Below are 24,917 nucleotides of genomic sequence, written 5' to 3' on the forward strand. Positions count from 1 at the left end.
GGCTCTCAGTAGAATCCTCACAGCTTTCGTCCAGGCTGAATTAAGCATTAGCGCTCAACAGCACTGTCTAGAGCGGCGTTTTTCAAGATAGTTGTCGCGTCCACTGTCTCGCTAAGCGACTTTTACCACTACGGTCAGCTCCCTCGCCACAGGTGTGAAGTTCACCTGAAGTTCACCTGAATATCCTTAACTGACTGGCATTGGGGCAAGCCCGGCTCCCACAAGTCTCGCGTCGGCCTTGTCGGGGCGCATTACCTCCCAGTACTAAAGGAGGTGCCAATGAAAGCTAAAGGACCATTCCAGTCTGGCGCCATAGGTTTAGGGTTAATCCCATGATCAAAAGATACCGGCTGCGATGGCCCATCCACCTCTGCATCTTAAAACACTGTTCGCCTGAACACTTGATGCAGCACCGTCTCCCGCTGAACTTCGTCAATGATGACAATCAGACGAGCCTCACAGCCTGCGATATGAGTAGAAGACCTCACCTGATTTCCGGGTTTCCAGAATAAAAGAGGATTTATCATGAGCAGCACCTTCTTCATTCCATCCGTGAACATGATGGGCATTGGCAGTCTCGACGAAGCGATGCTCGCAATCCGCAAATATGGTTTCCGTAAAGCCTTGATCGTCACTGATGCAGGCCTGGCCAAAGCCGGCGTGGCCGCCAAGGTAGCCTGCCTTCTGTCCCAGCAGGACATCAACTCCACCCTGTTTGATGGCGCCAAACCGAATCCGACGGTCAGCAATGTCGAGAAAGGCCTTGAACTGCTTGGTCGCAGCGACTGTGATTTCATTATTTCCCTGGGCGGCGGTTCACCCCATGACTGCGCCAAAGGCATTGCCCTGTGCGCCGCCAACGGCGGGCACATCAGTGATTACGAAGGCGTGGATCAATCCGCCAAGCCACAGATGCCGTTGATCGCGATCAATACCACCGCTGGCACGGCGAGTGAAATGACCCGTTTTTGCATCATTACCGACGAAGTCCGGCACGTGAAAATGGCCATCGTCGACCGTAACGTCACCCCACTGTTGTCGGTCAACGATCCTTCGCTGATGGCAGGCATGCCCAAAGGCCTGACCGCCGCCACCGGCATGGACGCGCTGACCCACGCTATCGAAGCCTACGTGTCGACTGCGGCAACGCCGATCACCGATGCCTGTGCACTCAAGGCCGTGGAATTGATCTCGGCCAACCTGCGCACTGCCGTTGCCCAGGGTGACGATATGACCGCCCGGGAAAATATGGCCTACGCGCAATTTCTTGCCGGCATGGCCTTCAACAATGCTTCGCTGGGCTATGTCCACGCCATGGCGCACCAGCTGGGAGGGTTCTACGATCTGCCCCACGGCGTCTGTAATGCGATCCTGCTGCCCCATGTCGCCAGCTTCAACGCCAGCGTATGCCCGGCCCGGTTTAAAGACATCGCCAACGCCATGGGTGTCGACACTCAGCATCTGGATGCGGAAAAAGGCGCCGCCGCGGCTATCACCGCCATCCGTAAATTGTCTTCGGATGTCGGTATTCCGAGCGGCCTCGCCGAACTGGGCGCCAAGGCCGACGATATCCCGATCCTGGCAACCAATGCCATGAAGGATGCCTGCGGCTTTACCAATCCGCGTCCTGCTAATCAAGACGAGATCGAGCGGATTTTCCATACCGCGATGTAACCGATGTGAAGTGACGCCAGCCAGATCAAAAGCCCCGCCTTCGGTTGAAGTGCGGGGCTTTTTTTAAAAGCGCTGAAATTGAACCGAATCGTCTTTCCTCTATGCCGCTCAAATCGGAAAGTAATTCAGCCTGACCGTAATGGTGATGGTGATGGTGATGGTAATGGTGATGGTGATCATAAGAGTGTCCATGACTGTGTCATGGCCTGCGCGCCCACCAAACAGTGCGCTGATGTAATCTCCGACCATGCCATCACGACGAACAATATCAGGCTTCATAGGAATTCTCGGTGTTCAGCTTAAGCACCAACGGCGCGGCGCATCCCTGCGCCTGGACAACTTAGAAGCTGTACTTGGCGGTCAGCATCAGGTTGCGGGGGAACCGTAGGTGTCGCCACCATAGCTCACGGAATTGGAGATGGACGAGTAGTACTTGCGGTCGAAGAAGTTGTTGGCGTTGATCTGCAGATCCAAGTGCTGGTTGACCTCGTTTTGCTCTTCGAGCCCAATAACGAACGCATGCTTTCCCGGCCGAAGCAAGCTCCAGGCACAGCTAGCTGGCCAATCGAAGCAGCCCGACATCTCCTTAATGCCTAAAGCGATCAAGCGTAGCGGCTAATCAAGGCGTCAGGCGCCAGCGCCGAGAATGTCGTCAAAATACAAGTGTTAGTGGTGGATCATAAAGAAGAATACGTCGGCTATATCCAGTCCGAGATGAAAAAACTGTTTGGGGTGCATCTCCCTGCCAGCACATTAAGCTCTGTCCCTGGATTGGCCAGCAGCCGTTCAAGTCTGCCTGGAAAAGGCGACTCAATTCATCGCACTGGCACCCGGCATCGGCCGCTCTTGCTCCAGCCAGTCGAGGAACTCGGAAAAGCCGCTTGAGCGCTTCACCCGCTTTGGATAGACCAGCGTGTAGCGTCCGCCGGTAATGATGCTGCCAGAATGCACTCGCACCAGTTGCTGAGCGAGCAACTCATCGCATGTGAGAACGGGTCGACAAGCGCTATGCCCTGACTACATTTCACGGCGACGATGGCGGACTCCAGCGTATCAAACGTCAGATGTGCGTTATCGGGGCCGGTTGAACCTGGGTAGTATTCTTCCCATCGGCGCCAGTCCAGGCGATCCATGCTTGCGTCCACAAGCCGAGCGGTCTTGAGTACTTCTTCCGGGGTTGTCCCGGCGAGCAATGCCGGCGAGCACACCGGAATCAGTTGTTCTTCCCACAGTTCCAGTGCTTCGAAGTCGGGCCATGTGGCTGTGCCGTACGCGATCATGGCGTCGATCGATTCAAACGCAAAGTCTGGAAAACGGTGATACACCGTGTCGACACTGACGGTCACCTCCGGATGCAGGCGATAGAAGGCGATCGCCGGTCAGCAATCGTCTCGCGCGTGGGGTCTTGTTCGCCAGCAATCGCGTGACGAAGCCGAAGTGCCGCTGATGTAAGCCAGCATCGAAATCTGGCGCTCGCTTGTGCACGAACGCCAGACCGACCTTGGATGGCGCAACGACGGCTGTCTTTTCGTCGCGGGCACTGAGGCCGAACGTGACGGATACGAATCGTGGCTGAGCGTCGCGCGCAGCTTTTCGGTGGTATCGCGATGGAAAAGACATCGATAAATACACTTAAGGACTGGATAAGGAACGGCACAAAGAAGATCGTCAGTTGTAACCGCATCACTTTTAACTGCCGGTCTGATTTCTCATCCCGGCATTGCCCATGCCGAAGGTGATATTGAGAAAGACATCAGAGACAGCGCCCGTGACGGGTTGATGTATCGGCAGGATGGGAATTACAGGGCAAGCCAGCGACTAATAAATCAAACGCTGCCTTGCCTGTCCTGATACCTAGCTCTGGGGCGCTACCCGTGCTTCGCTACCGGTACCTTCAACGTAAACGTTCATGCCTTTGGTCAGCGACGGGTTGATTGTTCACGTTAGTCGAAAAAAACTGGCACGTGCTTTTATGCTCATCGCGGCTTGCTGCGATCAATACATTGAAAATTCTCGCCTACGATCACAACTACCAGGTTGCTAGCAGGCCTTTAGGCAGGTCTGCATTCGGCTCATCACTGCATCCTTACCAGCCTTTTACTCCGCTCATATCGGGCAGCTTGTGAGCGATGCCTTTGTGGCAGTCGATGCAGGTGGCCTCACCTTTGGCCAGAGACGTCGAGTGCATGGCAGAAGCGCGCTTGCTCTGGCGGGTGAAGTCCATGAACTCGAAGTTATGGCAGTTGCGACATTCGCGAGAGTCGTTGGCCTTAAGCCTGGCCCACTCGTGTTCGGCCAGTTCGCGGCGCAGGATGAGGAACTTGTCGCGGGTATCGATGGTGCCGAAAATCTTCCCCCAGACTTCCTTTGAAGCTTGCATCTTGCGCGCGATCTTGTGTGTCCATTCGTGGGGCACGTGGCAATCAGGGCAGCTGGCGCGTACGCCGGAACGGTTGGTGTAGTGAATCGTATCCTTCAGCTCGACGAATACGTTGTCACGCATTTCATGGCAGGAAATGCAGAACTCCTCGGTATTGCTCAGCTCGAGCGCGGTGTTGAAACCGCCCCAGAAAATGATCCCGGCGATAAAGCCCCCAAGCGTCAGAAAGCCCAGGCTGTAGTAGAGGCTTGGACGACGCAGAATGCCCCAGTAATCCTTGAGCAGGGCGAACAGTGCTTTCATGTTGCCTCCTCAAGGTTTCTGCGCGGCGTTGGCGTCGTCTTGCAATATTTTGTCGATGGTCTCGAAGCTGTTCCCCACGAGGGGTAGCACGTCTGTTTGCGGCACGTGGCATTGGTTACAGAAGTACCGACGCGGTGACACCGCCGCCAGTGCCTGGCCATCGCGGTCCATGTAGTGAGTGATGCTGATCATCGTTGCCTGGGTCCGTGCGCTGTTGGCCCGGCTGTGACAGGACAGACATTTGTTGCCGTTCATGTCGATCTGATAACCGCGAATGCTGTGGGGGATGGTGGGCGGCTGGTCGGGGTAATTGCGTTCTCGCTTGAGATCCTTGTTTTCTTCATTGGCGATGGGCGGGGCCGGCATGCTCTGGGTCAAGGTTCCACCGGGCCGGCGCCCGTCCGGCCCTGACGCATCGAGCGGGTAGTTGACTTGCGCAGCGATCACCACGCCCATCACAGCGAGCAGGAGCAACGGCAAGATTCGAAAAGGCATGACGGTTCTCCTCAGGCCACGCTGACCAACTCAATTCGGATCGCGCATTTTTTGTAATCGGTCTGCTTGGAGATCGGGTCGGTGGCATCGAGCGTGACCTTGTTGATCAGCTTGTTGGCATCGAAGAACGGTACGAACACCAACCCCTGAGGGGGTTTGTTGCGGCCGCGAGTTTCGATGCGCGCTCGGATTTCACCGCGTCGGCTGATCAACTTCACTTCACTGCCTCGCCGTGCCTTCAATGCTTTCGCATCTTCGGGGTGCATGTAGACCAGCGCGTCAGGCACCGCTTTGTAAAGTTCCTCGACGCGTTGGGTCATGGTACCGGTGTGCCAGTGTTCGAGGACGCGTCCGGTGCTCAGCCAGAACGGGTATTCGGCGTCCGGGGCTTCGGCCGGCGGTTCATAGGGGAGGGCGAAGATAATCGCCTTCTTGTCCGGGTATCCGTAAAACTGCACCTCGCTGCCTTTCTCCACGTAGGGGTCCAGCCCTTCGCGGTAACGCCAGAGGGTTTCTTTGCCATCTACCACCGGCCAGCGCAGGCCTCGTTCGCTGTGGTAACGGTCGAACGTAGCAAGGTCATGGCCGTGGCCGCGGCCGAATTGAGCGTACTCCTCGAACAAACCTTTTTGCAGGTAGAAGCCAAAGGCCTTGGCTTCATCGTTTTTGTAGCCGGCTTCCATTTGCTCGACGGGGAACTGATCAACCTGGCCATTCTTGAACAGCACCTCGAACAGGGTCTTGCCCTTGTGTTCAGGCGACTTGGCCAGTAATTCGGCGGGCCAGGTTTCATCGGTGGTGAAACGCTTGGAAAACTCCAGCAACTGCCACAGGTCCGACTTGGCGTCCCCCGGCGCAGTCACCAACTGATGCCAGAATTGCGTACGCCGTTCGGCGTTGCCAAACGCCCCTTCCTTCTCAACCCACATGGCGCAGGGCAGGATCAGGTCGGCGGCCTGGGCGGAAACGGTGGGGTAGACATCGGAGACAATCACGAAGTTATCCGGATTGCGCCAACCCGGCAGGACTTCCTGCATGATGTTCGGCCCGGCGTGCATGTTGTTGCTGGCCTGGGTCCAGTAGACGTTGAGCACGCCGTCCTTGAGCATGCGGCTCTGTTCTACTGCATGGAAGCCGGGTTTTTCCTGAATGGTGCCGGCGGGCAGCTTCCAGATTTTTTCGGCGGTGGCACGGTGCTTGGGGTTGGTCACGACCAGATCGGCGGGTAAGCGGTGGGAGAAGGTCCCGACCTCGCGTGCCGTACCGCACGCTGACGGCTGGCCGGTCAACGAGAAGGGGCTGTTGCCCGGCTCGCTGATTTTGCCGGTCAGTAGATGGATGTTGTAAATCAGGTTATTGGCCCAGACGCCGCGAGTGTGCTGGTTGAAGCCCATGGTCCAGAATGACACGATCTTGCGCTTGGGATCAGCATACAACTCGGCCAGGTTTTTCAGCCGTTCAGCCGGGACACCCGTCTCCTTGGCGGTTCGCTCCAGGGTGTAGGGTTTGACAAAGGCGGCGTACTGTTCGAAGGAAATATCCGTCCAGGTATTGGCCTTGTCCGCATTTTTCGCTTTCATTTCCCGTGGATCGTCAGGGCGCAGGCCGTACCCGATATCTTCAGCGCCTTTGGCAAACCGGGTGTGCTTGCTGATGAAATCCTGATTCACCGCGCCGCTTTCAATAATATGATTGGCGATGTAGTTAAGGATCATCAGATCGGTTTGCGGCTTGAACACCATGGGGATGTCGGCCAGTTCGAAACTGCGGTGTTCAAAGGTGGACAGCACCGCTACTTTCACGTGAGGCTGGCTCAGGCGCCGGTCGGTGACCCTGCTCCAGAGCACCGGGTGCATCTCGGCCATGTTCGAGCCCCAGAGTACGAAAGCGTCGGTGGCTTCGATGTCGTCGTAGCAACCCATTGGCTCATCCATGCCAAATGTGCGCATAAACCCCATAGCCGCCGAGGCCATGCAATGCCGAGCGTTGGGGTCGATGTTGTTGCTGCGAAAGCCTGCCTTCATCAGCTTGTTGGCGGCATAACCTTCCCACACCGTCCATTGCCCGGAACCGAACATGCCTACTGATTCAGGACCCTTGCTCTTCAAGGCGTCCTTGAATTTCGTTTCCATGATGTCGAAGGCCTTCTCCCAACTGATCGGTTGGAACTCGCCCTGCTTGTCGTACTGGCCATTCGTCATGCGCAAGAGCGGTTGGGTCAGGCGATCGACGCCATACATGATCTTCGATAGAAAATAGCCCTTCACGCAGTTCAGTCCGCGGTTGACCTCTGCCTTGACGTCGCCATGGGTGGCGACCACTCGGTTGTCTCGAGTCGCGACCATCACGCTGCATCCGGTGCCGCAGAAACGGCAGGGCGCCTTGTTCCAGTCCAGGGTGACCATGTCCGCTTCGGTCACCAGATTACTGGCGGAGGTCACAATCGGCAGGCCTGCAGCGGCGGCCGCAATGGCGGCGGCCTGGGCCTTGACGAATGCTCGACGGGTGATGCTCATTCGGTGTCTCCTTCGGGTTCGAGGAGTTCGTGATAGATCAACGCGGCGTTGAGTACGCCCGGCAGGTTGTTGATCTGTTCAATGCATTGAAGGATCTGGTTTTCGTGTACGGCCTCAAGGACCACCACCAGTTTCCCAGCAGCACTTTCCTGATGCAGCTCCAGGCCGTCCAACAGGCGCAGGTTGGCTTTAACAGCGTCGAATAATTCAGGCCGGGCAAGTACTACGAGACTGGCAATATGCAGGGCTTCGTCCATGTGCTGACTCCAATAGGCCCCAGGAAAAGGCTATTAGTTGGGGGGTCCCGGTGGGCCATACAGCATCTGGAAAAACCACACGAGAAAGCCGTAACCGCCGACGATAGCAACCGACAGCAGCGGAAAGAGGCAGACGACAAGAAAAAGGAACAGCCGGGTCTCCTTGCGGCGCTCGGGTTTGTGTTCTTCAACCAATGGCATTGAGCAATCTCCTGCCGAACTTGCACTCAGACTAGATCACAAAGTTTTCGCAAGTTTGCTGGCGCGGGCTTTTAACGACCGGCGGTGATTCTTCCATGCCTGGGTGTTATATAGGTTATAACGCCTTACATTTTTATTTCATCGAGTGCCTCACGTTGGCTTCTGGGCGTACGCGATCGACCATCGGCAGGACGAGTACAGGGGGCTTTCCCATTTGAACTAGGAGTCGACTATTAAGTCTGGATACATAGCTGCACTTCTCCTATCGAGGATCCCACCATGCGCAAATACACCCTGGAATACCTGTTCAACGGCGAGCCCCGCACGCACATGTTCGAATTCAAGCAGCTTCAACTGCCCGTACATGAGGCGGCGATGCACCTGATACAGCTGCATTTTGGGGATGGAGAGAACAGCCTGATCATGCCCACTGCGGACGCGACGCCGGAGGAAATTTTAGAGCAGGCTGAGCTGGTAGGGCTGACGCAGATTAAGGTCGTCGATCAACCCAGTTGATGCCAGGCCAGCGACCAGCAACGCGCGCAGGATCGCCAGATGTTTTCGCTGCTTCTACCTCACGTCGCGCTGCCATCAGTTCAACGACGAGGCGCTGTCGAGAAAGCCGTTAGCATCAAACGAATGCGTCAGTGACGTGCTCAGCAGTGAAGTCTAAACAAGGCCGATAAACGACAAAATAACGAGGACGATCACAACTGCCCCGACGATGTAGATAATGTTGTTCATGAAAGCTACCTCTCTATCTGAATAGGAATTCGACACCAAGGTGTCTAATACAAACGACACCTTCGCACGCAATTCCGTTCCACAAATCAGTCTCAAAAGCGGCGTCATCGCAGCAAAATTCCTTATTTGTGATTTTTCAAACATTCTCTCGTCACCGCTTCATGCACATCGCTGTTTTTGGTGTAACGTTAGGGGATCGATCACATAGAGATTGCCCATGTCTAAGCTCGCAGAATTTCGTCAGCTTGAAAAACACCTGGCAGAACAGCTCCAAGCGCTCGAAACCATGAAAGGTGATACTGGCCTCAAGCAGGAAATCGAATTCGAAAAGAAGCTTCGTGATCTGCTTGCCAAGTATGGCTACAGCTTGAAAGATGTGATTAGCCTTCTTGATCAACAGGGCGGCCGTCGTGCACCAGCGACCCCGTCGAAGAGCAGCTCTCGCAAGCCTCGCCAGACGAAGGTCTATAAAAATCCTGAGTCCGGCGAGGTGGTTGAAACCAAGGGTGGCAACCACAAAACACTGAAAGAGTGGAAAGCGAAATACGGCTCGGACACGGTAGAGTCCTGGCTCACCAAGTGAAATTGGTTTGAGTACAAAGGGCCCTCAGGGCCCTTTTTTACGTTCAGTGGTAACGGCAAACTTCTCTAATGAGTGGCGTACCCCAAGTTGCTAGCGGGAACGCTCTCGCCGTCCATGACGATTAAGCGCGTAGAGGCATCCGCCTACCAACAATGTTGCGCTTACTAGAACCAGCAAGGAAGGTCCGTGCTTAGCTGCACGCCATCCTCCTTCAATTCGGCGTTCACCGCTTGGCGGCGCAAACAAGTTGCCTGAGGACGATGCGGACTGCGGACTACGCTCCAGGCCCAAACGAGTCAACCATCCTGACAGGAGGGGGAAGCCAGGTACCAAGAAATGCGCCAGACGGGCCATCGTGGCGGCAACTCCCACAGTGGTGTTGGGCCTTGGACGTAACGCACAGGCAACCATTGCCTGGGCGACGAGATGCGGATCATAGATGGGTGGCGGTGGCTTGAGCACATGACCAGTGAAATTACCGCCATCACGAAATCCAGGCGTGTCCATAACGGCTGGATAAATGTCGCACACATGGATGTCAGGGTATCCATTCAACTCTCCGCGTAACGCTTCGCTTAAACCGCGCAAACCATATTTACTGGCCGAATAAGCTGCGGCGTAAGGCTGCGCTACCCAACTCCCCAAGGACAAGGTATTGATCAGAATCCCGCGTTTTTGCGCCTTGAAATATGGCCATGCCACATAGGCGCCGCGCAGGTAACCGAGCAGATCTGTTTGCAACACCTGCTCATGGGCTTCAAGAGGTGTTTCCTCGAAGCTGCCCACCGCTCCGACACCTGCATTGTTAATCCATATCTCGATGCATCCGCCGCCAAACGCGGCAGCTTGATCTGCCAATGCTCGCATCTGTCCGCTGTTCGTAACATCGGTGCGAACTGCTAAGGCCGTGGCACCGCGTGCAGCACATTCGTCGACGACTTCAGCGAGTGCCGCTTCGTCACGTGCACCCAGCACCAAGCGAGCGCCCTCACTGGCGAACGCATGAGCCGCCGCCCGGCCTATGCCGCTGGATGCCCCAGTGATAACCACCAGTTTGTTATAGAGAGGGCTTGTCGTGTCTCTGCGGTGCACATCACGATGGTCTTTAACTTCTGATGAGGGTAACTCTACTTGGGCGTTGTATCGCACTTTGTTCAGTTTCAGACGTGCACCATCAATCAGGATCAACGTCAGGTCTTCGATGGTGCCGGCGACTCGATCTGGAAATACCGGTTCGCCTGTTGGATCAAGTTCGTCATACAAAAATTGCTGACCTTCCAGCCACCCGACGGCGGTCATTAATTCGGGGCCCAAGTAATATTTTCCGTCGAGAAAGAATCCAGGAAAATTTCGTGTGCGCTCGAGGCTCTCGACGGCGTAACGCTCGCCTGGCTTCATGCCGGTTGATGAGTCGATCATGGTCATATCCTCAGGTTCGCTGGTGTTGCGATAGAGGATGGGCCGCAACCAATGTTCCATCGAGATGACTGAAAGGCTTTATAGGCATACCAAAGACTCTCGGGTTACGATTTTTTCAAACTCGTTGAAGTGCTAGATGTCAACCGATCACCACATTGCAGACGCGCTTGATTGAGCGGAGATCACCGCGATAGCCAGCGACTTTCTGCAGGGGAAAACAGCGTCGCTGAAGATTTACAAGGAAGACGGGACGATTCAGGAAGAACGCACATTCCCTCGTGCGGCAGACCCTCGAAAATCCAAGGGCTAAACGTGACGCGATCTAGCTGGCCGGTAAACGTGAGCGGCTGAGCCAGATCACACCGCATCCTCCTCACTTGAATCGATATTGACCTGACCAGCCTCGCCGAGCGAGCTGTACTGCTTGCGCAGTTTCCTTAGCTCTCTAGCGCCCATATTGTCCAAGGACAAGGTGGCGTTTTGCGCTTCCTTGGTAGCTCGAATCAGCTCATCGATTTTCAAATGTAAGATGTCGTTGTCCCGGTTCTGGGTATTCTGGATCAGAAATACCATCAAGAACGTGATGATCGTCGTCGACGTATTGATGATCAGTTGCCACGTATCGTTGTAATGAAAATAGGGGCCCATCAGTGCCCACACAATGATGAGACAAATAGCCGTGAGGAACGTCTTCGAGCTGCCTGCCCAATTGGAGAGTGCTTGGCAGAATTTTGCGAATTTCATGATTGCGAGCTCTAGGTTCGGTGATTGATAGACCACAGCAAGTCTTTGAAATTCTTTGTTGAAATTTCCTTTCATCGCCACACCCCAGCCCCTCGAGCTTTTTCGCCGTGTACGGGAGCAGTTGGCCGATCAGTTCGGAGGCGTGACGGCGTTCACCCGCAATCCGGCGAAAGGAATATCGCTGCTGGAAGACAATGAAAGATCAGAGGCCGACATCATCGTTCATGAGGTCATGGTTGAAGCTGTTGATCGGCTTTGGTGGCAAAGCTACTAACGCAATCTTGAAGAGCGTTTTCAACAGAAAGAAATTCTACTCCGTGCCACCGCCATAAATGTCATTCGCTAATCATCTTCGAGCTCGGTGGCGAGAGGGCGCGCCCTTACTTCGATACCGCGCTGCGCTCGCGCCCTGATCTCCTGCGCAAACCAAGGCACCCTACTGTTGCTGCACCAGTGTGAGATACCGACCGACCAGCATCCACCTACCGCCGGACAAGATCATCTCCTTGTGGAGATTTTTTTGTACGCAGTGAGGTAAGTTCCGCTGAGGAAGCTAATGTCAACGTGTGCTCCTCGCCAATTGCAGCCCAATCAGCTTGTCCCTGAAGCTAACTCCCGCTTGATTCCGCTTGTCCAGAAAGGGGCTTTGCTCGATCTAATCTGTCGGAATCATTGGCACTGAGGAGAGTCCACCAACAACTACTGCACTGGACAGGTGTCATGCCTATTCTCGCCATCATCTTTAGCCATCCCTGTAACCATTACGTGCTGCTGTTAGCACCTCATTTCTGTATGCGTTGGCCACAGCTCAGTGGACAGCATGGACGCAGTTGATTCGGCGCTAATGGCGGCGCGTGCCCAGTTCGCGATTACCATCAGCTTTCATATTGTGCTGGCCTCCCTCACCATCGGCCTGGCGAACTTTTTAATGGCGCTTGAAGCTCTTTGGCTGTGGCGCGGGCAGCAGATCTACCTGGACGTTTATCGTTACTGGCTAAAAGTATTTGCCCTCACTGTGGCGGTGGGCACCGCTTCGGGCCTGATTCTGGAGTATCAGTTCGGGCTCAACTGGTCGCGGCTTTCGACGCAGGCGGGTGACATCCTCGGCCCCTTGATGTTCTACGAAGTGCTTGCCGCGTTTTTTCTTGAGGCTGGTTTTCTTGGCATCATGCTCTTCGGATTGAAGAAAGTCGGCCCTCGGATTCATTTCTTCGCTACCTGCGCGGTGGCCCTCGGATCGCTGATCAGCGCGTTCTGGATCCTGTCAGCCAATTCCTGGATGCAGACGCCTGCCGGTTACACCATTGGCATCGATGGACGCTTTCTGGCCGAAGATTGGTGGGCGATTATCTTTAATCCGTCGTTCCCTTATCGGCTTGTGCACATGACGTTGGCGGCGTTCCTTGGCACCGCCACTCTGGTGGCCGGTGTCAGCGCCTGGCAATTGTTACAAGAGCCCCGGAACCCACGAGTACGCCTTCAATACTCCATGGCGCTGTGGGCGATTGTCATGCTTACACCCCTGCAAATCGTGGCGGGTCACTTTCATGGTCTGCACAGCCTCGACGTTCAGCCCCAGAAGATCGCTGCCATCGAAGCTTCCTGGGTTCGGCCGTCTGATGGTGCGGGGGAACCACTGCGCTTATTCGCCATTCCAGACATGGCTGAGCGGCGCAACCATTGGGAAGTTGCGATTCCACGGATAGGTTCGCTGTACCTGCGGCATGACTTGAGTGGCACCATCGCCGCTCTGGATGAATTCCCCCCACAGGACATCCCACCGGTGCTGGTGGTGTTTTTTGCTTTTCGCGTTATGGTCGGTCTGGGCTTGTTGATGCTGGGGCAGGGCATTGCAACTCTGGTATTGCGATGGCGACGACGGCTATACGCAGCGCGCTGGATGCTCCGATGGAGTGTGCTGATGGCCCCTGCCGGACTAATAGCAATGCTCAGTGGCTGGGTGGTGACCGAGGTGGGTCGCCAACCCTTTACCGTCTATGGATTACTGCGTACGGCTGACAGTCTGTCGTCGGTGTCCCGACAGCAAGTGGTCGGGTCAACATGGGTGATCCTGGCGTTTTACCTGCTGATATTCGGCGTTGGCCTCTGGGTGCTACTGCGAATACTGCGTGACCCTGCGCACAAGGACGAGCCCGGGCCGCAGCCTACCTTGGCTGACGAGACTGGGGATTCCTGAGGGCATGCGCCATGTTCGATAATGATGTCCTGACACTGCTGTGCGCTGCAGCCCTCGGGTTCTCGGTACTGAACTATGTACTGTTGGACGGCACTGATCTTGGCGTTGGCGTACTGCTCGGCCTTACTCGCTGTAGCAAGCAGCGACGTGCCATGGCGGTGACCATTTTGCCGATTTGGGATGCCAATGAAACCTGGCTCGTACTAGGGGGAGGCGGCCTGTTTGCACTTTTTCCGCTGGCCTACGCCATCTTGCTGCCGGCGCTTTATTTGCCCTTTATTCTGATGTTTTTGGCGTTGATTCTTCGAGCGGTAGCGTTGGAGTTTCGTGACTACGCGAGCAGCGCCAAAATCAAGCGTGGCGTCGACGGCTTGCTTTTGGGCGGTTCACTGCTCGCCGGTGGATCGCAGGGGATGGTGTTGGGTACGCTGGTACAGGGCGTACCTAATCATGCCGGGCAATACAGTGGTGACGGCTGGGAGTGGCTGGCTATGTTTCCGCTGTACTGTGGTGCAGTGCTCGTGGTGGGCTACACGTGGCTGGGGGCCTGCTGGCTTTATTGGCGTACTGAAGAAGATCTCCATCGGCGATCAGGTCGTCAGGCGAGAGCGCTGGCAATCGTAACCGTGGTGCTGTTGACCGTGTTGGTGCTCTGGACAGCGACATTGGATACTCGATATGCGCAGCGGCTTTCAGATGGTCTTGTCTGGCTGCCGGCAGCAACCTTGCTCACTGTATTGCTGATCGGCTTCATCCTGGGTTTGCGCAGCCGCCGGCACTATTTTCCCCTGTTCGCTGCATTGGGGGTTTTCGTTGTGGCATTCGCAGTGATGATCGCGGTGCTTTATCCACTCATTGTCCCTCCGCATCTGACTTTGCAAGCTGCCGCATCCAGTCCGACCAGCCAGATTTTCATGCTGGTCGGTTTCGCCGTGCTAATACCGGTGACGCTCATCTACAACACATACGGCTTCAAGGTCTTTAGCGGAAAGGTTCGTGCCGCTCGTGATTGACGTCAGTATGATTTCCAGTCTTGAGCTGCGCCGCATCATCGAATGCGGCTTTCTGCCTCTTTCTTGTAATTGCAAGGCGCCCAACCTGACCTGCCCTATGAAAGTTTTTGAGCTGAACGCTAACGCCTTTCATCGAGGGCCTCCTGAAGATTGAAGCTTCGGTGAGGGATGCACAGGGTTGAACTGATCTTGAACATTCCGGCTCTCCGGATGAGATCGCATATTCTTTAAACCTTCTGATGAAGCAATGAGTCGATAGCTAAAGACCTTAAGCTTTGATGGACAGAGGGAACATCAATGATCGGAGTAGTCATCCCCGCACATAACGAAGAACAGCACATCAAGGCCTGCCTGACATCCATCTTGCTGGCTACGAGACATCCAAGGCTTGGAGGACGTCCAGTACACGTTTTGGTCGTCCTGGACGAATGTTCAGACAGCACTGAACACTTGGTGCTATCTGAAGACATCGAAACGCTCAAGGTTTCCTTTCGAAATGTAGGTAAGGCAAGAGCGACGGGAGCAGAGGAGTTACTTAACGCTGGGGTTCAGTGGTTGGCGTTTACAGATGCGGACACTGTCGTTCCTCACGATTGGCTGGCTCGGCAAATCGAGTTCATGGCTGACGCAGTGTGTGGAACTGTCGAAGTAGACAGCTGGGTTGATCATGGTGAGTTGGTGCGTTCCAGGTATTTGGAGCTGTACCAATTTATTGAGAATCATCGTCATATCCACGGTGCCAATCTTGGGCTGAGTGCCAACGCGTATCGAAAAGCTGGTGGATTCCAGCATTTGGCTGCGCACGAGGACGTTCGCCTTGTTGCTGATTTGGAGAGGATCGGCGCTAGCATAGTGTGGACGGCGACCAACCCAGTGATCACCAGCGCACGCAGGAATTTCAAATGTCGTGGGGGCTTTGGTGACTATCTTGCGTCCCTCGGCGCGGCGCTAAGATTTCCCCCACTTGATCCGCAAGCGAATGCTTAAGGCACTCTCTAGAAGCGAGCGGGAGATTGAATTTGGAATACATCGATTATGTGCAATGGCCGTAAGCGTCCGCCGAAGTCACCTTGCGTGACTCAGGCAGATACCCACTGATGCGGCAGCAGTTGGTCGATCTCACTCGCTCGCTGCGTCGGCAGCCGCGTCAGCACATCTTTAAGATAGGCATACGGATCGTGCCCATTCATGCGCGCCGACTGGATCAAACTCATGATCGCCGCCGCCCGTTTACCGCTGCGCAGCGACCCGGCAAACAACCAGTTCGAGCGTCCAAGTGCCCACGGCCTGATCTGGTTTTCGACTGGATTGTTGTCGATGGGTACAGCTCCATCTTCTAGGTAGCGCGTCAGCGCGACCCAGCGTTTAAGGCTGTAATCCAAGGCTTTGGCCGTCGCTGATCCGTTGGGTACAAGATCGCGCTGGGTCAACATCCAGTCGTGCAGTGCTTTCGCTAACGGCACCGCTTTTTCTTGCCGTATCCGCCAGCGATCCTCATCGCTCATGTCGCGCGCTTGGCGTTCAACTTCGTACAAGCCGCCAATAGAGTGCAGCGCCTGTTCTGCCAACTGACTTTTATTCGCCACGTGCAGATCGAAAAACTTGCGGCGTGCGTGGGCCATGCAACCAATTTCGGTCATGCCCTTCTCGAAACCGGCTTTGTAGCCAGCAAAATCGTCGCACACCAGCTTGCCGTTCCATGAGCCGAGGAAGTTACGTGCATGCTCACCGGCGCGGCTCGGGCTGAAGTCATAAACCACTGCCTTAAGCGCCGAGAACGGCGTGGTGCAGTAAGCCCAGACATAAGCGCGGTGAGTTTTCTTCTCTCCGGGCGCAAGCATCTGCACCGGAGTTTCGTCAGCATGGACAACTCGTTGGGCCAGAACAGCTTCTCGCAAGGCATCAACCAATGGCTGAAGCTGTACACCGGTCTGCCCAACCCATTGCGCGAGAGTTGAGCGCGCGATGGCCAAGCCGGCGCGGCCAAAGATTTTCTCCTGCCGGTACAGCGGCAAGTGGTCGGCGAATTTCGCCACCATTACGTGAGCGAGCAGACCTGCTGTAGGTATTCCCTTGTCGATTACCTGGGCCGGCACCGGTGCCTGGATCAGTGTTTCGCACTGACGGCAGGCCCATTTTCCACGCACATGCTGTTCGACGGTGAACACGCCCGGCGTGTAATCCAGCTTCTCGCTGACGTCCTCGCCGATGCGCTGAAGTTGGCAGCCGCAGGCGCACTGGGTGTTTTCCGGTTCGTGATGAATTACGGTGCGTGGAAACTGCGGTGGCAGCGGCGCGCGCTTGGGTTGCTGGCGCTTCTCTTCTGGAGCGGGAGCTGGTCGGAGGGCCTTCAACTCGGCGTCGATAGCCTCAAGATCAGTGTTGAGCAGATCGTCGAGCAAGTTGCCTTGCTCAGGGCTGATCTGCTCGCTGCGCTTGGCAAACCTGTGCCGCTTGAGGATGGCGATCTCGTGGGTCAGCTGTTCGATGATGGTTTGATCGCGGTGGATCTTTCTGCCCATGGTGTCGACCTTCGACATCAACTGCGCAGCGAATGCACGCAGTTGGTCGGGGGTCATCTGATCGATAGTGGGCGAAGAAGTCATGCCTTGGATTTTACCAAAGCAGATCGCTTACGGCAGTAGGCCAAGAATCTAATTACAGTTTTTACAGCAGTGTGATTGTGCCGGCAGCACCAACACGCTGCCAAGGCAAACCTAATACCAAGGCCTGAAGTTGCTCGGTATCCAGCTCTATCTCACAACCTTGCCGAATGCCTGGCCAGTGGAATTTGCCTTGGTTTAACCGCCGTGCAGCCAGCCAAACACCAATCCCGTCATGAACCAGGACTTTCATTCGGTTAGCACGTCGATTGGCAAAGAGATAAGCACAGTGCGGCTTCGCCGCACCGAATACTGCAATCACTCTGGCCAACGCGGTCTCGGTACCGGCACGCATATCCATGGGCTCGGTGGCGAGCCAGATGGCATCAATGCGGATCACTGGGCAAGCTCTCGGACAAAACGAGCACACCCGCCAGGATCTGAGGATGGCCACTTCACAGTGAGTTTTTGCGGCCCGAAAGGAACCTCGATGCTGACCGACATCTGCTGATCGGGCTGGGTTGCGGGCGCAAGCTTCATCGGAACAAAAGCAGGCAAAGCCGGCGCCTGATGATCACGATAAGCAGGTATCCACTTTCGAACCAGGTTGGCGTTAATGCCGTGACGCAGGGCCACGCTGGCCATCGACACGCCAGGTTGCAGGCATTCTTGGACGATCTGGGCTTTAAAGGGTTTGGGATAAGAGGTTCTTTGGCGCATGGCAATCCTGATGATAGGGGCGATAGTGTCCACGTATTTTTAAGTGGACAACATCGCCCTTATCGCTGGGATCGGGTAGGTGACTTCGCCGGACGCTTACCAATGGCCCGCCATGTAATGACGGTGATTTCGGCGTGGTTCATCGGATCGCAGGAAGAGAAAGATTGTCCGGACTGCTGACGCTACCGAGTTTCTGACGAGCTAATTTTGGCCTTGATGGATCAGGGCCAGATTTTGCCAAGTAGCCTCCAAAAACCCAGAGAGGCACCTATGCCCAAAATCATCAGCGCAAGGGATCTGCAAATCAGCCTCAATGATGCGAGTGAAGAGGGGATGTTCAAGTGCTATGGGCGTTGGCTCACAAACTCAACAACGAATACGCCGGGAAGGTGGGCAACATCGTGGAGGCGAGCGATTCCCGCCAGTCGCGAGAGGCCGAAAACGAACCATAGTACGCAGCTATGATCTCGGTACTCCAGGCACGTCCATGTTTATCTTGCGCCAAATGGCTTCGGACAAGCTGTAAACCGCAAAGGCGATCAGCCCCAAGGCCATCACCATCAGAATCACACCTCCGGCCGGTAAGTTCTGGAGGGCATCGAGGGCGTCCTTCATGCCCGGTGGATCTATGGTCTTGTAATTCGAGCCGCTTATTATCAGCAGCAGGGCGATCTCGATAAAGACGACTCCACGGGCTATAAGACCGAACCGAGACACCGGACGTACGTATCGCATAACGTCCTCGTCGGCTTCAAAATATTTTTCGAACGACGACTTCCAGCCTTTGATGATGTGAGCGATGCCTACGCCGAGTGGTATGAGTGCGACTAGGTACACCAATACATTTGAGTGTTCCCAGGACAAGAGATACGCCAATAAATCCTTTGTTTGTTCCCCTCCGGAGTTGCCCGAGTTTCTGATGCCGCCAATGAGTAGGCCCGATGCAAAAAATGCTAGCGCACCATTGACTATGCCTCCTGTTAACAAACCTGCACGAATCACCAGGCCCTTGAGTTTTTTACCGTGGTGATCAACGTCCCGTGTTGCTTGCAACACTCGCCAACAGGCGAAGGCGAGCAGGCCAGCCACCACTAGCCCGACTAAAACATAACCGAATGGCTGGCTTAACAATGCCTCCAGGCTTTTGTGACTATCCTTCGGTTTTGTCGAATCTAGAGCCGCCAGCAGAGCGAAGATACCAATGATGAGATAAAGAACGCCTCTGGCGGCATAACCTCCCCGTGCGAGTACAACAAGGCTCTCTTGCGCGGACATAGCATTTAATTCCACAGATGTAATATAGAAGCAGACCTGTCTTGTCAGGAGGGGTTCGATTAAAGATAGGCTTTGATCCGGTCGGCGCATGAGGGGTGAGCAGGTCAAGGACCTAACTATTAGTAGCCCTGCGCCCAGTTTTTGGCTATCGCAGGCGTCAGCGCAACAAAAGGCCTGCAGCTCGGGCTCGCAAAGCCATCACAAGATTCGCTGGCATTTTTTTAATTTCGTCAGGCCAGAGCGCCAAGTGCCCCCGAAATTCTTTCGATTCATCATCGTATTTTGAAATGTCAGCGAGCACGAAGCTGTATCGACTGAGGTAGGCCGCAGACAAATCATCTGCCAAAGCCCTGGCAGGCTCTCCGTCTAACGCCAGACACCATTGCGCAATTTCAATTATTTGTTCACTTGGTGCTCGCGGTGTTACACCAAGTATGAAATTCAGGATGTATTTGTTATAGAGCAGAGCGCCTTGCTCGGGTTCACTCGTAGGATTTCCCGGACAATGTCGTCGTTCCCAAGGAAGGATGTACACCATTTTGTCCATCATAGTCTGAAGAACATAATCCGACGGCTTCACCAATCGATGCATAATCTTCTCCTGAAAAAACACACGTTCAAGGTATGGTAGCTCATCCGTAGAAGCCAATAGCCTCTATGAGGAAAACATACCGGGATGTGTACCAGGCTCGATGAATCTCGGATTGCGTCGGCCATAGCGCCGCCAGGTTTCAAGAGACCCGATACGACCGTCAGGCGACCTGCAGTATTCACAGTAGTCCAGGGTGTCGCAGTCGTTGAAAAACGTGAGAGGCCAGCCATCAATCTCAGCTTATGGCATGGGAGTAGAATTTGCTCTTCTGAATAGTGGCGAATTGCCCTAGAATTATCCCGTTCTGTTGTTTTTCAAGCGAAGTCCGAAACCTTGCAAACGTTGAAAAGCGTTACCACTCGATAGGCTGAAATTTTAGCCCGAGCGCAATAGTTGGTGAGATCTGGCACGCAAGCAGCATGATAAGACAGGTACGAGACGCTATGGGGAGTAGGGATCCGAAAGGCTACTATGCCATTCTCAGGGTAGATAACGACGCTGATGGTGCGTTTATCAAAGCCGCCTATCGTCGTCGGGCAATGGAACTACATCCTGATCGGAACGCGTCAGCAGGCGCGACCAGCCAATTTCAGCACCTCAATGAAGCTTACGCCGTACTCTGCGAACCAGAGTCTCGAGCCGAATATGACACGATGTCGGTCGAGGCAGCCAAAAAGGTCTGCGCCGAAGCTTTCGAGGCGCCCGAGCCAATCGTCTGCTCATGTTGCGGCAAAGTCTCTGCCCAGCCTCGTTACGTGATTTTCTTAAAAGCCAAGAGCTTCCTGGTTTTCACGGTACGTTCAATGACTCAAGGGGTTTTTTGTAGCCCTTGTGCCGAAAAAAAGGCACTTCAGGCCACCGCGATTACCTGGGCCTTGGGGTGGTGGGGTTTTCCGTGGGGCCCGATTTATTCCGTCCAGGCCCTATGGGTCAATATGCTCGGAGGCAAGCGACCGATGTTGCCTAACGCGCGATTGGCTGCCCATCAGGCCCGTTTTTTCGCCGCCACAGGCCGCCCCGATATGGCGCGCGCAGTTGCCTTGGATGCGCTTAGCTTGGCGCAAAAAATTCCTCGCAGGAAAAAGTCCGACGGTCGTTACGCCGATGACGAAGGGGCCAAGTTACGCGCACACATTGAATCGTTTTTAGACGCGCTCGGCGGCAGTAGTGTCCGCCTTAGGAACGCGTGGAAACTCACGCAGCGTCGGTTTTTTGTGCAGGTAGGGGTAGTCGCTGTAATTGCCGCTGGCATTTCCTCTGTGATACTGAATGCGCAGCCGAACACTTATGCTCCGCCGCGAAGCCCTAAGCCATACGTGGCTGAAGCTACGGCGAATGTCGACCACGGCAAGCAGACTTTAACTGCCGGGATACCTTCTCCGAATGCGGCTGGGACGAGCTCAACGCGCAAGCCTGTGGCGCAGGGGGACTCGACGATCGCTGGCACTCCAGTTGTCAAACAAGCCTGGGTCAGGCCACCGAAAGCACCAAACGGGCAACCTTGGCCGAAGTTGGCCTCTTATTTGAAGGGGTTCCCTCACACCCACTCTAAAGGGCGTTCGACCGTCACCATCGACAATGGACAGAACAATTCGGACGTCTTTGTAAAGCTAGTGTCCCTAAACGGAAATCACGCTAAGCCGGCCCGCTTCGTGTTCATTCCTGCACACGGACGTTTTACGGTCAAAGCCGTCACACCTGGTGGTTATGATGTGCGCTATAGAGATCTAGTTTCCGGCTATCTGTCGCGCTCCGAACAGTTCACGCTTGAAGAAAAAAAGACTTCTCAAGGTACGCGCTACAGTGACCACACGCTGAAGCTGTATAAAGCCCAAAACGGCAATATGACCACCTATAATCTTGCCGAAGATGAATTCTGATTATCGGGTGGCCGACCCAACTCTGATTTGAAAATATTGGTGTGAGGCTGTGGCTAGCGTCATCAACCCTCTAAAACGGGTCTTACAAAACTCAACACCCGCTGACGTCAAGGAGGCTGGCCAAGGCTCTCGTGCTAATGCCGGTGGTATTGATTCGGCATTTCAAGGCGATAGAAAGGGCAGAAGTCGAACACGAACGCTCGGCCTATCTCGCAACCCATGACGTGCTCACCCAATTGCCTAATCGCTACCTCTTCGCCGATCGTTTTGATCAGGCCTTCTCCGATTGGAAAGCGAACGGCGTTCCGTTTGCCGTGCTGTTGATCGACCTGGATCACTTTAAGGAAATTAATGACAAGTATGGCCACGAGGTCGGCGATCAGGTTCTGCGAGCGGTCGCAAATCGAATGCTACAAGCCACTCGCTCGTGCGACACCGTTGCTCGGTACGGCGGAGATGAGTTCGTGATCCTGATTACCGACCTTTCCAACCTAGAGAGTGCTGAATTGAAGGCTGCGAGGGTATTGGAAACCATCGCGCAGACAGTCGTGACGAGCGCAGGAGAACTATCAATTTCGTGCAGTATCGGTGTCTCAATGTGTCCGAATCATGGCCAGAGTCTCGATACGTTGCTCAAAGCGGCGGATCAGGCCATGTATGGCGTCAAGCAACTGGGGCGAAAGGGCGTTGCATTGACTGGAGTTGATGCGGTCTGAGTTCTCTGGTTGCCTTGACACCTCCACGAAACAGTCAGTGAACCGTTCTCGTTCCGATAACAATGTAGATTTACTCGCTCCAATCTCAAGTCAACGCTTGCAAGTGAGGGAGAGTCTACGAACTCCTGCCTTCGGCTACAGTAGCATGATGGTTTTTCGGAGTAGTCAGACGATGATTTTAGTTGTCGACGGTATCAGCGCCAACGGGAAAGCCACCTCGTGCGCAAAGCATGGAGGGCACATGTCATTCCTGATAATGGACGTTTTAAGGACTATCCGACTGCAGGACCCCGTCGAAGCGGCAACTTTCCGGGCAGAGCGAAACGTAGATCGCGATTCAAACGTCGGCTGTAGTGCATCGCTCATCATTTCATTGGAACTCCCCATAACGCCTCTCCGTCATCTGCAATGAGGGGGGCTGCGGGTACTTCGTGGCGAACCCTGATACCGCTTTTTCCATTCAGAAGGCGAGGGACGACATGAATACTTCAGACAGCACCACTGGGAGTCAGCCAGATAAACCCAACTCCGGAGGGCCAGAGCAGAACTTTGAACACTTGAAAGAAAACGTGACTGAGGTGCTTGGCGGCGCAAGGCAGCAAGCTGACGCGCAGTTTGGCCAATATCGAGATACGGCAGCAGACCAGATTGAGGCATTGGCCAAAGGAGCGAAATCAGTCGTATCTGAACTTGAAAGCAAGGACACGCTCGGCATGTCCGACTACCTCGCGGACATGGCGGAGTCCATGAGCGGCTTAGCCGGGAGTCTACGTGGAAAGAGTGCCGAACAATTGCTTCATGACGGGGCTGATCTTGCGCGTAACAACCCGGCGTTGTTCATCGCCGGCAGTATTGCGTTGGGCTTTGGCCTGTCGCGTTTTCTCAAGGCCGGAAGCTCGCCTGCGGCGACATTCACTGACGCCAGCGACCCGGCAGCAGGCAACTCAATGCCTCCAGCAGGCGGGTTCGGCGCGCAAAGACCCTATGAAACTTCAGTTCCGTCACGCGCCGATCAAGGCCTGGACACTGGCATCACGCCAGCCTCGCCGAATGAGCAAGACCCTCCATCGGACTTCCCAACGAACTCGACACTCGGTTCAACAACCTTCAAAGGAGCACTGTGATGAACAGAGAAGATTCAGATTTTCCTGGCTCAAGACCAGTGTCCGTGCCTGATCCCGACGCTTCGGTTGTCGGGCTGATACGGCAGCTATCCCGCGAAGTGCCTGCGCTGTTTACCAAGGAACTCGCTTTGGCCAAAGCTGAGCTTCAGGCCAGCCTCACGACGCTCAAGGCCGGCATTGCTGGTGTCGCGGGTGGTGCGATTGTGCTGCTGGCGGGGTTCATCATCTTGTTGATGTCCGCCGTCTACGGCCTGAGCATCATCATGGCGCCTTGGCTGGCAGCGCTGATTGTCGGTGTCGTGGTGATGATTGTTGGGTTCGCCATGCTGCAGTCAGGGAAAAAACAATTTGATCCGTCCCACTTCAAGCCTGATCGCACGCTGGATGCCTTGAACAAAGACCAGGAAGCGCTGCGGAGGAAAGTCTCATGAAAAGTGAATTCGAAACCGAGTCGCAGAAAAGCCCTGAAGCCATCGAGCGTGAAATCGACGCGCAGCGGGCGAGTATCGGCAACATCGTTGATGCATTGGAAAGCAAATTTACGCCAGGGCAGGTGTTCGATCAGGCGTTGTCCTTCATGCAGAGCAATGGCACGACGTTCCTGACCAACCTGGGCACCAGCGTTCGTAATAACCCCGTTCCCGCTGTGCTGACGTCGGTCGGGTTGCTGTGGTTGATGATGAGTCAGAATCGTCCACCGACCCCACGCCCCGGTTATCAAGTTGGTCCCGATCAGAACAGGGTTGGCGAGTGGGCCGATGGCCTTGCTGATGGCATCGATAGCGCACGTGATCATTTGCACCAGACTGCGGACACGCTTAAAGAGGGCTACCAGACCGTTAAAGGCAAAGCGGCGAACCTGGGTGACAACCTGGGGGCTGCCAGCGAAAACATCAGCCATGCCGTGCATGACGCCAGCGATCGTTTGGTGCGTAGTACCCAAGTGATGAGCAATCAATTCAGCCATTTACTTAAGGAGCAGCCACTGATGGTCGCCGCTGCGGGGATCGCGTTAGGGGCGATGTTGGGGGCAGCCTTGCCCTCGACAGCCACAGAGCAACGCTACCTGGGCAAGACCAGCGCAGGCCTCGCCGACAAGGTAAAACAGCAGGCACGGGAGGGATTTGAAGCGGTGCGCGATACGGTGACCAAAACCACTGATCATTCGGACGTGGACGTGAATCCGGAAGGGGAGAACCGCACAGCATCCGATACGTCCACTGATCTTTCTCGAGGATTGGGAACGTCATAAAAAGGTTGTATGAAAAGCGGGAGGTTCGATAGTGACCTCCCGCTGTTCACTGGGACGTATCTGCGGTGAATGGCCGAACGAGTATCGACGCCTGTTAGGCCTGAGGAAATTTGTCATGTTCCTGCATAACAAGCGACTTCAACACACCGGCATGCGCTGCCCTTCTGTTGCTCAAGAGTGGAGGTGCATCAAATGAATTCAGATCCAAACGCCTTTATTGCAAAGGCCA

Annotated in this window: 28 protein-coding genes and 1 pseudogene; 13 read left to right on the plus strand and 16 right to left on the minus strand. The window is 54.9% G+C overall.

What is annotated here, in order from left to right:
* The first annotated feature begins 525 nt into the window (after positions 1 to 525).
* Positions 526 to 1,674 (plus strand): L-threonine dehydrogenase, encoded by a 1,149-nt coding sequence (yiaY, locus tag ACYZTR_RS11240; RefSeq protein ID WP_461978810.1) that lies wholly within the window; start codon positions 526 to 528, stop codon positions 1,672 to 1,674.
* A gap of 108 nt (positions 1,675 to 1,782) precedes the next feature.
* On the opposite strand, the gene ACYZTR_RS11245 is transcribed toward yiaY, so the two are convergent.
* The 8 genes from ACYZTR_RS11245 to napE all read right to left on the minus strand — a co-directional run bounded on the left by ACYZTR_RS11245 (position 1,783) and on the right by napE (position 7,826).
* Positions 1,783 to 1,953: a hypothetical protein gene (locus tag ACYZTR_RS11245; RefSeq protein ID WP_461978812.1), complete on the minus strand. Its 171-nt coding sequence runs from the start codon at positions 1,951 to 1,953 to the stop codon at positions 1,783 to 1,785.
* A gap of 87 nt (positions 1,954 to 2,040) precedes the next feature.
* Complete coding sequence (locus ACYZTR_RS11250) at positions 2,041 to 2,256, minus strand: hypothetical protein (RefSeq protein ID WP_461979933.1); 216 nt, start codon at positions 2,254 to 2,256, stop codon at positions 2,041 to 2,043.
* Positions 2,257 to 2,564: 308 nt separating this feature from the next.
* Entirely contained in the window at positions 2,565 to 3,047 is a 483-nt protein-coding gene (locus ACYZTR_RS11255) for a LysR substrate-binding domain-containing protein (protein ID WP_461979656.1), read from the minus strand.
* Positions 3,048 to 3,760: 713 nt separating this feature from the next.
* Entirely contained in the window at positions 3,761 to 4,357 is a 597-nt protein-coding gene (locus ACYZTR_RS11260) for a cytochrome c3 family protein (protein WP_461978814.1), read from the minus strand.
* Between the two features lie 9 nt (positions 4,358 to 4,366).
* Positions 4,367 to 4,852 carry a nitrate reductase cytochrome c-type subunit gene (locus tag ACYZTR_RS11265; RefSeq protein ID WP_461978816.1) on the minus strand — a complete coding sequence of 162 codons (486 nt, stop codon included), beginning with the start codon at positions 4,850 to 4,852 and terminating at the stop codon, positions 4,367 to 4,369.
* Between the two features lie 11 nt (positions 4,853 to 4,863).
* Complete coding sequence (napA, locus tag ACYZTR_RS11270; RefSeq protein WP_461978818.1) at positions 4,864 to 7,368, minus strand: nitrate reductase catalytic subunit NapA; 2,505 nt, start codon at positions 7,366 to 7,368, stop codon at positions 4,864 to 4,866.
* A complete protein-coding gene (locus tag ACYZTR_RS11275; protein WP_461978820.1) occupies positions 7,365 to 7,625 on the minus strand; it encodes a chaperone NapD in 261 nt (86 codons plus the stop codon). The genes napA and ACYZTR_RS11275 overlap by 4 nt, the downstream gene beginning before the upstream one ends.
* Positions 7,626 to 7,658: 33 nt before the next feature.
* Positions 7,659 to 7,826 carry a periplasmic nitrate reductase, NapE protein gene (napE, locus tag ACYZTR_RS11280; protein WP_461978822.1) on the minus strand — a complete coding sequence of 56 codons (168 nt, stop codon included), beginning with the start codon at positions 7,824 to 7,826 and terminating at the stop codon, positions 7,659 to 7,661.
* A gap of 279 nt (positions 7,827 to 8,105) precedes the next feature.
* On the opposite strand from napE, the gene ACYZTR_RS11285 reads away from it, so the two are divergent.
* Both ACYZTR_RS11285 and ACYZTR_RS11290 read left to right on the plus strand, forming a co-directional pair.
* A complete protein-coding gene (locus tag ACYZTR_RS11285) occupies positions 8,106 to 8,342 on the plus strand; it encodes a hypothetical protein (RefSeq protein ID WP_461978824.1) in 237 nt (78 codons plus the stop codon).
* Positions 8,343 to 8,787: 445 nt separating this feature from the next.
* Entirely contained in the window at positions 8,788 to 9,153 is a 366-nt protein-coding gene (locus tag ACYZTR_RS11290) for a histone-like nucleoid-structuring protein, MvaT/MvaU family (RefSeq protein ID WP_461978826.1), read from the plus strand.
* Between the two features lie 90 nt (positions 9,154 to 9,243).
* Here the strand turns inward: ACYZTR_RS11290 and ACYZTR_RS11295 are convergent, their stop codons facing one another.
* Positions 9,244 to 10,572, minus strand: coding sequence for an SDR family oxidoreductase (locus tag ACYZTR_RS11295; protein WP_461978828.1), 1,329 nt, complete (start codon positions 10,570 to 10,572; stop codon positions 9,244 to 9,246).
* Positions 10,573 to 10,774: 202 nt separating this feature from the next.
* On the opposite strand from ACYZTR_RS11295, the pseudogene ACYZTR_RS11300 reads away from it, so the two are divergent.
* Positions 10,775 to 10,882, plus strand: a pseudogene (locus ACYZTR_RS11300) (DUF2188 domain-containing protein); the annotation flags it as partial.
* Positions 10,883 to 10,929: 47 nt separating this feature from the next.
* Here ACYZTR_RS11300 and ACYZTR_RS11305 read toward each other — a convergent pair.
* Positions 10,930 to 11,316 (minus strand): low affinity iron permease family protein, encoded by a 387-nt coding sequence (locus ACYZTR_RS11305; RefSeq protein WP_461978830.1) that lies wholly within the window; start codon positions 11,314 to 11,316, stop codon positions 10,930 to 10,932.
* Between the two features lie 58 nt (positions 11,317 to 11,374).
* Between ACYZTR_RS11305 and ACYZTR_RS11310 the strand changes: the two genes are divergently transcribed.
* From ACYZTR_RS11310 to ACYZTR_RS11325, 4 genes are all read left to right on the plus strand, one after another.
* A complete protein-coding gene (locus ACYZTR_RS11310) occupies positions 11,375 to 11,590 on the plus strand; it encodes a hypothetical protein (RefSeq protein WP_461978832.1) in 216 nt (71 codons plus the stop codon).
* Between the two features lie 546 nt (positions 11,591 to 12,136).
* On the plus strand, positions 12,137 to 13,513 hold the full coding sequence (locus tag ACYZTR_RS11315; RefSeq protein ID WP_461978834.1) for a cytochrome ubiquinol oxidase subunit I: 1,377 nt from the start codon (positions 12,137 to 12,139) through the stop codon (positions 13,511 to 13,513).
* A gap of 11 nt (positions 13,514 to 13,524) precedes the next feature.
* Positions 13,525 to 14,526, plus strand: a complete 1,002-nt coding sequence (gene cydB / locus ACYZTR_RS11320; protein WP_461978836.1) for a cytochrome d ubiquinol oxidase subunit II — start codon at positions 13,525 to 13,527, stop codon at positions 14,524 to 14,526.
* 297 nt (positions 14,527 to 14,823) lie between these two features.
* Entirely contained in the window at positions 14,824 to 15,513 is a 690-nt protein-coding gene (locus ACYZTR_RS11325) for a glycosyltransferase family 2 protein (protein ID WP_461978838.1), read from the plus strand.
* A 92-nt stretch (positions 15,514 to 15,605) separates the two neighbouring features.
* Here ACYZTR_RS11325 and tnpC read toward each other — a convergent pair whose 3' ends face one another.
* The 6 genes from tnpC to ACYZTR_RS11355 form a co-directional block, all read right to left on the minus strand.
* Positions 15,606 to 17,132 carry an IS66 family transposase gene (gene tnpC / locus ACYZTR_RS11330; RefSeq protein ID WP_461978840.1) on the minus strand — a complete coding sequence of 509 codons (1,527 nt, stop codon included), beginning with the start codon at positions 17,130 to 17,132 and terminating at the stop codon, positions 15,606 to 15,608.
* Between the two features lie 61 nt (positions 17,133 to 17,193).
* Positions 17,194 to 17,529: an IS66 family insertion sequence element accessory protein TnpB gene (gene tnpB / locus ACYZTR_RS11335; RefSeq protein ID WP_461978842.1), complete on the minus strand. Its 336-nt coding sequence runs from the start codon at positions 17,527 to 17,529 to the stop codon at positions 17,194 to 17,196.
* On the minus strand, positions 17,526 to 17,849 hold the full coding sequence (gene tnpA / locus ACYZTR_RS11340; RefSeq protein ID WP_461978844.1) for an IS66-like element accessory protein TnpA: 324 nt from the start codon (positions 17,847 to 17,849) through the stop codon (positions 17,526 to 17,528). Before tnpA ends, tnpB begins: the two co-directional genes overlap by 4 nt.
* A gap of 459 nt (positions 17,850 to 18,308) precedes the next feature.
* Positions 18,309 to 19,124 carry a DUF1206 domain-containing protein gene (locus ACYZTR_RS11345; protein WP_461978846.1) on the minus strand — a complete coding sequence of 272 codons (816 nt, stop codon included), beginning with the start codon at positions 19,122 to 19,124 and terminating at the stop codon, positions 18,309 to 18,311.
* A 157-nt stretch (positions 19,125 to 19,281) separates the two neighbouring features.
* Complete coding sequence (locus ACYZTR_RS11350) at positions 19,282 to 19,716, minus strand: hypothetical protein (protein ID WP_461978848.1); 435 nt, start codon at positions 19,714 to 19,716, stop codon at positions 19,282 to 19,284.
* A gap of 63 nt (positions 19,717 to 19,779) precedes the next feature.
* On the minus strand, positions 19,780 to 19,950 hold the full coding sequence (locus ACYZTR_RS11355) for a DUF7693 family protein (protein ID WP_461979658.1): 171 nt from the start codon (positions 19,948 to 19,950) through the stop codon (positions 19,780 to 19,782).
* Between the two features lie 209 nt (positions 19,951 to 20,159).
* Between ACYZTR_RS11355 and ACYZTR_RS11360 the strand changes: the two genes are divergently transcribed.
* The 5 genes from ACYZTR_RS11360 (at position 20,160) to ACYZTR_RS11380 (ending at position 24,688) form a co-directional block, all read left to right on the plus strand.
* Positions 20,160 to 21,596: a J domain-containing protein gene (locus tag ACYZTR_RS11360; protein WP_461978850.1), complete on the plus strand. Its 1,437-nt coding sequence runs from the start codon at positions 20,160 to 20,162 to the stop codon at positions 21,594 to 21,596.
* A 137-nt stretch (positions 21,597 to 21,733) separates the two neighbouring features.
* Positions 21,734 to 22,312, plus strand: a complete 579-nt coding sequence (locus ACYZTR_RS11365; protein WP_461978852.1) for a diguanylate cyclase domain-containing protein — start codon at positions 21,734 to 21,736, stop codon at positions 22,310 to 22,312.
* Positions 22,313 to 22,791: 479 nt separating this feature from the next.
* Entirely contained in the window at positions 22,792 to 23,436 is a 645-nt protein-coding gene (locus ACYZTR_RS11370) for a hypothetical protein (protein WP_461978854.1), read from the plus strand.
* Positions 23,436 to 23,867 carry a phage holin family protein gene (locus ACYZTR_RS11375; protein WP_461978856.1) on the plus strand — a complete coding sequence of 144 codons (432 nt, stop codon included), beginning with the start codon at positions 23,436 to 23,438 and terminating at the stop codon, positions 23,865 to 23,867. The genes ACYZTR_RS11370 and ACYZTR_RS11375 overlap by 1 nt, the downstream gene beginning before the upstream one ends.
* A complete protein-coding gene (locus ACYZTR_RS11380; protein ID WP_461978858.1) occupies positions 23,864 to 24,688 on the plus strand; it encodes a DUF3618 domain-containing protein in 825 nt (274 codons plus the stop codon). Before ACYZTR_RS11375 ends, ACYZTR_RS11380 begins: the two co-directional genes overlap by 4 nt.
* The last annotated feature ends 229 nt before the right edge of the window (positions 24,689 to 24,917 follow it).

The organism is Pseudomonas sp. Hz4 (assembly GCF_054898165.1).

Bases quoted from the DNA above. Each gene is read 5' to 3' on its own strand.
- yiaY (WP_461978810.1), top strand. From the start codon at position 526: ATGAGCAGCACCTTCTTCATTCCATCCGTGAACATGATGGGCATTGGC.
- ACYZTR_RS11245 (WP_461978812.1), bottom strand. From the start codon at position 1,953: ATGAAGCCTGATATTGTTCGTCGTGATGGCATGGTCGGAGATTACATC.
- ACYZTR_RS11250 (WP_461979933.1), bottom strand. From the start codon at position 2,256: ATGTCGGGCTGCTTCGATTGGCCAGCTAGCTGTGCCTGGAGCTTGCTT.
- ACYZTR_RS11260 (WP_461978814.1), bottom strand. From the start codon at position 4,357: ATGAAAGCACTGTTCGCCCTGCTCAAGGATTACTGGGGCATTCTGCGT.
- ACYZTR_RS11265 (WP_461978816.1), bottom strand. From the start codon at position 4,852: ATGCCTTTTCGAATCTTGCCGTTGCTCCTGCTCGCTGTGATGGGCGTG.
- napA (WP_461978818.1), bottom strand. From the start codon at position 7,368: ATGAGCATCACCCGTCGAGCATTCGTCAAGGCCCAGGCCGCCGCCATT.
- ACYZTR_RS11275 (WP_461978820.1), bottom strand. From the start codon at position 7,625: ATGGACGAAGCCCTGCATATTGCCAGTCTCGTAGTACTTGCCCGGCCT.
- napE (WP_461978822.1), bottom strand. From the start codon at position 7,826: ATGCCATTGGTTGAAGAACACAAACCCGAGCGCCGCAAGGAGACCCGG.
- ACYZTR_RS11285 (WP_461978824.1), top strand. From the start codon at position 8,106: ATGCGCAAATACACCCTGGAATACCTGTTCAACGGCGAGCCCCGCACG.
- ACYZTR_RS11290 (WP_461978826.1), top strand. From the start codon at position 8,788: ATGTCTAAGCTCGCAGAATTTCGTCAGCTTGAAAAACACCTGGCAGAA.
- ACYZTR_RS11295 (WP_461978828.1), bottom strand. From the start codon at position 10,572: ATGATCGACTCATCAACCGGCATGAAGCCAGGCGAGCGTTACGCCGTC.
- ACYZTR_RS11305 (WP_461978830.1), bottom strand. From the start codon at position 11,316: ATGAAATTCGCAAAATTCTGCCAAGCACTCTCCAATTGGGCAGGCAGC.
- ACYZTR_RS11315 (WP_461978834.1), top strand. From the start codon at position 12,137: ATGGACGCAGTTGATTCGGCGCTAATGGCGGCGCGTGCCCAGTTCGCG.
- cydB (WP_461978836.1), top strand. From the start codon at position 13,525: ATGTTCGATAATGATGTCCTGACACTGCTGTGCGCTGCAGCCCTCGGG.
- ACYZTR_RS11325 (WP_461978838.1), top strand. From the start codon at position 14,824: ATGATCGGAGTAGTCATCCCCGCACATAACGAAGAACAGCACATCAAG.
- tnpC (WP_461978840.1), bottom strand. From the start codon at position 17,132: ATGACTTCTTCGCCCACTATCGATCAGATGACCCCCGACCAACTGCGT.
- tnpA (WP_461978844.1), bottom strand. From the start codon at position 17,849: ATGCGCCAAAGAACCTCTTATCCCAAACCCTTTAAAGCCCAGATCGTC.
- ACYZTR_RS11345 (WP_461978846.1), bottom strand. From the start codon at position 19,124: ATGTCCGCGCAAGAGAGCCTTGTTGTACTCGCACGGGGAGGTTATGCC.
- ACYZTR_RS11350 (WP_461978848.1), bottom strand. From the start codon at position 19,716: ATGCATCGATTGGTGAAGCCGTCGGATTATGTTCTTCAGACTATGATG.
- ACYZTR_RS11360 (WP_461978850.1), top strand. From the start codon at position 20,160: ATGGGGAGTAGGGATCCGAAAGGCTACTATGCCATTCTCAGGGTAGAT.
- ACYZTR_RS11365 (WP_461978852.1), top strand. From the start codon at position 21,734: ATGCCGGTGGTATTGATTCGGCATTTCAAGGCGATAGAAAGGGCAGAA.
- ACYZTR_RS11370 (WP_461978854.1), top strand. From the start codon at position 22,792: ATGAATACTTCAGACAGCACCACTGGGAGTCAGCCAGATAAACCCAAC.
- ACYZTR_RS11375 (WP_461978856.1), top strand. From the start codon at position 23,436: ATGAACAGAGAAGATTCAGATTTTCCTGGCTCAAGACCAGTGTCCGTG.
- ACYZTR_RS11380 (WP_461978858.1), top strand. From the start codon at position 23,864: ATGAAAAGTGAATTCGAAACCGAGTCGCAGAAAAGCCCTGAAGCCATC.